Below are 6,804 nucleotides of genomic sequence, written 5' to 3'. Positions count from 1 at the left end.
TTCGTCGGGAGCAATTTAGATGAGGCAATAACCCATTCTCAGGGAGCAGTTCAGGCGAGGCAATGCGCGCGACAGACAGCGTTGATGTCCTGATTGTCGCAAACGAGGCCGGTCGGCCGCGCTGGCGTTTTTCCTCAAGCGCAGTTCTGCGGCGATAGCTTTCGACGTTCATCTCGAAGATCGTGGCATGGTGCACGAGCCGGTCGACTGCTGCGAGTGTCATGGCAGGGTCGGGAAAGACCCGGTTCCACTCTCCGAACGGCTGGTTGGCGGTGATCAGGATCGACCGGTGCTCGTATCGTGCCGAGATCAGCTCGAATAGCACGCTTGTTTCCGCCTGGTCCTTGGTGACGTAGGCGAGGTCATCGAGGATGAGCAAGTCGTACCTGTTGAGTTTGTCGATGGCAGACTCAAGCTGCAGTTCCCTTCGGGCGACCTGAAGCTTCTGCACAAGATCGGTGGTCCGGGTGAACAGGACCCGCCATCCGTTCTCGATCAGCGCAAGGCCGATGGCAGCAGCAAGATGGCTCTTTCCTCCGCCGGGCGGACCGAACATGAGGATGTTAGCTCCCTTGGCAAGCCAGCTGTCGCCGGCGGTGATTGCCATGACCTGCGCCTTCGAGATCATGGGTACAGCGTCAAAGGCGAAGCTGTCTAAGGTCTTTCCGGGCGGCAGGTGCGCTTCGGCGAGATGCCGTTCAATCCTGCGATTGGCACGCTCTGCCAGCTCGTGCTCGGCAATAGCCGACAGGAAGCGAGCTGCCGGCCATCCTTCCCGGTCCGCCTCTTCGGCAAATCGTGGCCACAGCATTTTGATCGTCGGCAGCCGGAGCTCGTTGAGCATGATGCCGAGGCGTGCTTCATCGATAACGTGGGCGTTCTTCATGCCGCTTCTCCCGTCCCGATCAGGGCCTCATAACCGTTGAGCGATGCGAGTTGCACATGAACGGTCGGCAGCTTTGGATCCGGACCGAAGAGCGCTCGCATGGTAGCCAGATTGGGTAAGTCACCAGCATCGAGTATCCTGGCCAATTCTTCGGCAAGTTCGCGTTCGCAACCACGGTCATGCGCGAGCGCCAGGAGTTCGACGGTGATCTTGCAAGCCTGCTTGTCGGGAAGATGCTCGATGAGGGCTTCGAAGGCCTTGCGATATTCCTGACGCGGGAAGAGCTTGTCGCGATAAACGAGGCCGCGGAGCGCCATCGGCTTTTTGCGCAGGGAATGGATGACGTGGTGGTAGTTGACGACCTGGTCGTGTCGGCCGTCGGGATGGCCGCGTCCTCGGCGCAACGTCATCAGATGCGTACCGCCGACAAAGACATCCAGCCGATCGTCGAACAGGCGAACTCTTAACCTGTGGCCGATCAGGCGGGATGGCACGGTGTAGAAGACCTTGCGCAAGGTGAAGCCGCCCGTCCGGGACACCGTAACGACAATCTCTTCGAAGTCCGTGGTCCGGCGCTCGGGCGGCGCCTGCAGATGGGATCGCTCAGCATCAATGCGCTTGCCATGGGCAGCGTTGCGACGGCTGACGATGTCATCGACAAAGGCGCGGTAAGAACTGAGGTCGTCGAATTCCTTGGCCCCCCGCATCAGCAGGGCGTCATGAACAGAGTTCTTGAGATGGCCATGGGAGCTTTCGATAGAGCCGTTCTCATGCGCGACGCCTTTGTTGTTGCGCGTCGGCGTCATTCGATAATGGGAGCAAAGCTGATCGTATCGGTGGGTGAGATCGACCTTGGCATCGGCGTCGAGGTTGCGGAATGCCGCCGACAGGCTGTCGCTTCGATGATAAAGCGGCGTACCTCCCACGGACCACAGGGCATTTTGAAGCCCTTCAGCCAGCGCGACAAAGCTTTCGCCGCCGAGAATGACATGGGCATGTTCGAAGCCCGACCAGACAAGCCGGAAGTGATAGAACAGGTGATCAAGCGGCTGGCCGGCGATGGTCACACCAAGACCGCTGGCGTCGGTAAAATCCGAAAGGCCCAACCGGCCTGGCTCGTGCGTTTGGCGGAAGATGACCCCCTGCGCTTCGCCATGGACAGCACGCCACGACCGAATGCGTCGTTCAAGCGTGCGGCGGATACCTTCAGAGAGTTCTGGATGTCGGCGCAGCATCTCGTTGTAGACAGCGACGGCACGGATACCGGGTGCGGCCTTCAGGAGCGGGACGACTTCGGTCTCGAATATCAGCTCTAAGGGATCAGGGCGGCGGCGTCCGCGCGGCGCTTTGCTCTGAGAAGGCAGTTGTACCTCCTTGTCGAGGCGGTATGCCGTGGCTCGGCTGATCGACGCTTTTGACGCGGCGACCTCTACGGAATGCGTTTGTCGGTACTTCATGAAGAGTCTCATCTGATGATCGGTTAAATGGCGACCCGGCACAAACTGGTTCTCCAATCCAGAAAACCGCAAATGTACCGGACCGACCGCGATCATGAGACGCCGAAAATCTGCGCCACGCCGGGGTATGACTACGATCGGGCTACGCCCTCACTCCGTCACACCCCGGCGCGAGTCTCATCCTGATTGACGCTGAATCTCATCGAGATCGCCGCTACGCATAAAAGAGCCAGCCTGCCCGTCTAACCAATGCGAGCAGAACTCTCGGGACATTGTCACCCAACTTGTAGAGGGCCATCTTCGGCGTCAAGGCGCAGACCTCAACCGCTTCCGAGCAGAGAACTACGTCGGGTGCTGGACATATTTGTGAAGAACCCAACACGGCACAATACTTTTATCATCACGGAATGGGCGCGGCAGTCGGCCAGCAGCCAGGCGCCTGTAAAATCCAAGTGTCGAGCCGACAGGGCCTTGAAGGCATGCCTGAAACCAGGATGAGGGAACATATCGCCGGATTGGGCCGAGTTGAAGAACGTTGTGGGCAAGAATCTGTGCCCTCACCTCATCAGTCCAATTCCGCCGCCGCCGCCGACAGGTGATCTTTGAGCTCATTTGGGGATCGTTAGCGTTCAGCTTCGGTAGGCGGACGTGCATTTTTGCGATGGTGGAAGTTGTCGGCAGGTGGGCAACACGTGAAATATGGTTCTTCACTGAAATCGAGGGCATCAGACACGTCCCGCGCTCGCCGCGACAGAGCGTCCGACGAGACCTCGAACCATCTTCCGCGAACACTTCATAGCACTGCCTGCAACGTGCTTCGTGTAGACTGCAATCTTCAGTACATCGTTAAGCGAGGTCGTGTCTGAACAACACCGTAGGCATGCCGGATCCTCCGTATTCGAGATGGAATAGAGCGCCTCAGGAATGGTCCCATTTCATCCCGAGGAGGAGAAGTGAAATTGCCATAGTGGCGTGGCGGCGTTTGTTCGCGAGGCTCATGCTACGTGAGTGTCGAGAAGATTGCGACGGATTTAAGTTTCGATCGCCGTGGTTTACCGGAATGCACCTTCCGCTATTTCGCCGCCGAGACGTTGGTCGAGTTCCTCGTGCTGGCCGTTGCGGCAACTTGGCGATTCACGCCGCCACCGCGCGCCTATCGCTGCGGCAGCACAGCCGGCTTCGACGCATCTTCATTCAGACAAGGCGATGGCAAAAATCATCGTCACGCCCGCGCGCGCTGGCCCTGTCGAGATTGCGGCCTTCCTGATGAAAGGCGACGTCGATCCGCTGGACGCCAAGAAGTGACCTTCGTCTTGTCGACCCCCCCTGCGGGAATAGAGCCAATCAAGCGTGCGGCGCGCCAGTGGGAGGACGGCACTTGGCGCGAGAACGTGCCGTTGCGGCAAGTGGAACATCCGTGTCGATTCTCGCGTCAGCGATTTTGAGCTTGCTCGGGCTTCCGGCGAGATTGAAATTGGGAATTTGAATGCCTTCACTGCAAACACACCGGATCTTCATTTTACGTGGCGCAACTTTCCTCAAACGAACCCGCACCCGTGCGGTATTTGGCCACATCCTCGCCGAGGCCGGAGCCGGAATAACCGGGTCCGAGCTTCACTCTCATCACATCAAGGGTGCCTGCCACGAGCAAACGCCTTATAATTGGCGCGAAGCCAAACCGCGTCGGTGACAGGGCACTCACAGTAATGGGCAGGGTGCGGCTGTGGGCCGGCAATTGCTTATTTTGACGCGTCGCTTTTGTTGGCATGCGCCTGAATTTGCGTGCATCGCTCGATCAGGTGCTCGAACGGCTCGGAATCGCCGAGCAGCAGGCCGTCGTCGACCATGCGCGCGTAATCCTCGCCGAGCGCACGCAGACCTTCTCCGGATGGCGTCAGAACCAGATTGCCGTTGACGGCTGCGGCGTAGTCGATGGGCGAGCGGTCGGCCGCCTTTTCCGCAAAAAACATGGATTTGTGTTTCGCCACGGCATTGGCGAGTTGCCGATCCGCGGATGCTTTGTCGGCGAAACCAGCATCGTCCAGCCGGACGACATCATGCCAGTGGCGGGCAAAACGATCGCCGCGAAGGCGCTCCTGCAGGCAGAAGACATGGATGGCGGTCGCTTTCTCCCAGAACGTCCGCTCCGCGTGCATGACGCGGGGACTCGCTTTCGGAAATTCGACACCATCAACCTGGCCCGACGCGTCACAGTCGACGGATACTGGCCGGCTCGCCGGTCGACCGCGCTCCGAATTCGAGCATGACGCTCGGGGCGACATAGCCGGATCCGCTGCTCACCGCTTCATGGTTGAGGTAGAGCGTATCGTCCTCGAGGCGGATTGCCGCCGGAAGAGATTGAACGCGCAACGCGCCATAACCGGCTCCACCGAGCCCGCCACCCAGACCGGAAGCCGCTTTCGCACCTCGCTGGTCCAGTGTTTCTCCTCGCTGCGGGTTTTCGGCAGTGCTTCGTCATTGTCGCCAACCAAGTCCGGCGCCAGGGCGCGGATATCGTAGGTCAGGTCGACATCCTCGGAGAACCTTTTGATGACACCGTAGGCTTTCGAAAGCGAGGTGCCGCCCTTGAAGACGAGATGCTCACCGAGCTTGGACGAAAAGAGCGTCTGCAGCGTCCAGACGACCCAGACATCCTTTTCGAGGAGATGAATGGGCCGTCCGGTGCGGTCGGCCGCCACCGCCAAGGCTTCGCGTCGGTTATCCTTTGACAAGGTCAGAAACAGATCAGCGATGCGCAGCCTTTCCTACGCTTCTTGCAAGCCAGGTCGGAAACTGCGGAGCCGCCGCCACCAGCTCGCCGAACGCGTTTGGCGGCAGCTTTCGCTTGATCCGCGACAGTGCTTCATCGGCCCTTTCCGGCCCAAGCCATGCAAGTGCGCGGACCGCCACGCCAGCAGGTCGATCGGCCAAGGCCAATTGCCAGCGCGGCACGTGCTTGAGCTCGACCGTCTGCTGTCCAAGGGTCATCGTCCGGCTACGGCCGGATGTCAGGTAGACGGAGCGGACCGGGACCTGGGAGGTCAGGCCCAGGGCATTTGCCGCGGCGGCGCCATCGAGACGATGACCTCACCGCGCTGCTGCGCCACCGCCTCTACGGCCTGTTCGACCGTCGGCGGCCGACTGCCAAAGCGACTTTTGACGGGCCGCATATAGATACCACGGCCCGCCCGGACGAGCTCGCCACGCTCGGCCAGGCGCGACAGAGCCTGATCCAGGGCGGCTCGATTTCCGAGATGCAAAAAACTCTTTGCCGAAAGCGCGGTCCTTCCGGCAGTCGTTCAGCATGTCCCATGATTTGCTATGTCAGCTTTTGCATGGCATTTCTCTTGTCAGAATTATATGCAAGTTTCTGACAGTTTGCAATGAGAGGGGAAGACGGCGAGCCCGGACGGTGCTGACCAATTTTTATCGGTCAGTGACCCGCTGTCTCTTCACAATCACGATTCATCTATCAGGCCGTCAAACACTTCCACCATCGCATCGCTGATGGCCTTGCCTAGCGCGGCTGCAGCGTTTGCAAGCGCCTCGTCGTCCATATCGCGAGCGGCCATCGCAAAAGCAGTTCCCTCGGACGTTACGATTTCCCGCGCCCGCTCAATTGCCCAAAGGCCGAAGTCGCTGCGGCTGCTGATTTCCACGGTTTCCATGTTGTCCCCTGATTTGTTCGAGAGGACGGCTTATACCGATTTGCCGGACAATGCAGTCTGAAAACCGAGCCCGAGGACCGACTTTGATCTGTCTCGTGAGCGCATTCCCTACGGTAGCGTGCTCTATTGCGCCGCACCTTGGCGACTGCGGTGTCACCAGCATTTGTACTGCGGTATAATTTGGAAGCGCTATGTGGGGGTCAATGGTTCAATTTTGCCGCTCCGATAGCACCCATTTGTCATATCACTGAAAAACTTCTGACCTAACGAGGCTTTCCGGGCCTCCGTTCAGGGTGCGGCCGTCGATCAGGAGTGACGAAATCATGTTGGAACGTGTTGGCAGCGGATCGAAAGAGGTCGAAACCCTGGTCGTGGACCTCGACCAGAAAGACGTGACTGGCCGTTCTGCATCGACAAAAACCATCGACGCCGGCGAAATACGCAAGATCGCGCCGAGCGGCAACGGGCAGGCACTCGACATCTCCGCTGCGCGGGGCTTCGTCGGGTTTACCCAGAGCAAAAGCGGCGCCACCGCGATCCTGGTCGATGCAAAGGTGAGCACGCCCGAAACCGACCCGGGCAACGATCTCAAGATCGACCTGGACGGTTTGAAAAAGGTTGCCGCTTCCGAATTCGGCAGCACCGTTCCCAACAACATCACCCACCTGTTCAACCCGACCATCCAGGCGATGGCCAAGCAGTTTTACGGGGGAGACAGCCCCGCGGTGCGCGATCAGTTCAAGGCCGACGTCAAGGCGCTTCTCGGTCCGCTGCTCGACAAGGTAGGCGCCGG

General features: G+C 59.5%; 4 protein-coding genes and 3 pseudogenes. 1 reads left to right on the top strand and 6 read right to left on the bottom strand.

Features of this window, described 5'->3' with window-relative positions; genetic code table 11:
* The 6 genes and pseudogenes from istB to ATY29_RS31745 form a co-directional block, all read right to left on the bottom strand.
* Positions 1–886, bottom strand: an 886-nt coding sequence (istB, locus tag ATY29_RS31780) for an IS21-like element ISRel5 family helper ATPase IstB (RefSeq protein WP_280176787.1), incomplete at its 3' end; no start/stop codon positions are given.
* Positions 883–2,385, bottom strand: a complete 1,503-nt coding sequence (istA, locus tag ATY29_RS31775; protein WP_097537506.1) for an IS21-like element ISRel5 family transposase — start codon at positions 2,383–2,385, stop codon at positions 883–885. The genes istB and istA, both read right to left, overlap by 4 nt.
* A 1,477-nt stretch (positions 2,386–3,862) precedes the next feature.
* On the bottom strand, positions 3,863–3,988 hold the full coding sequence (locus tag ATY29_RS38245) for a hypothetical protein (RefSeq protein WP_257784634.1): 126 nt from the start codon (positions 3,986–3,988) through the stop codon (positions 3,863–3,865).
* 94 nt (positions 3,989–4,082) lie between these two features.
* A pseudogene (locus ATY29_RS37125) lies at positions 4,083–5,096 on the bottom strand (nucleotidyl transferase AbiEii/AbiGii toxin family protein).
* Positions 5,089–5,656: pseudogene (locus tag ATY29_RS31750) on the bottom strand (DUF6088 family protein). Before ATY29_RS31750 ends, ATY29_RS37125 begins: the two co-directional pseudogenes overlap by 8 nt.
* Positions 5,657–5,801: 145 nt before the next feature.
* Complete coding sequence (locus ATY29_RS31745; protein ID WP_004672578.1) at positions 5,802–6,011, bottom strand: hypothetical protein; 210 nt, start codon at positions 6,009–6,011, stop codon at positions 5,802–5,804.
* A 323-nt stretch (positions 6,012–6,334) separates the two neighbouring features.
* On the opposite strand from ATY29_RS31745, the pseudogene ATY29_RS31740 reads away from it, so the two are divergent.
* A pseudogene (locus ATY29_RS31740) lies at positions 6,335–6,804 on the top strand (hypothetical protein); the annotation flags it as partial.

Source organism: Rhizobium hidalgonense, from assembly GCF_002914525.1.
In the GTDB taxonomy this organism is placed as follows: Bacteria; Pseudomonadota; Alphaproteobacteria; order Rhizobiales; family Rhizobiaceae; genus Rhizobium; species Rhizobium hidalgonense.
This window is presented reverse-complemented; position numbering and strand designations above follow the sequence as displayed.

Coding starts and splice junctions, on each gene's coding strand:
- ATY29_RS31745 (WP_004672578.1), bottom strand. CDS start 6,011: ATGGAAACCGTGGAAATCAGCAGCCGCAGCGACTTCGGCCTTTGGGCA.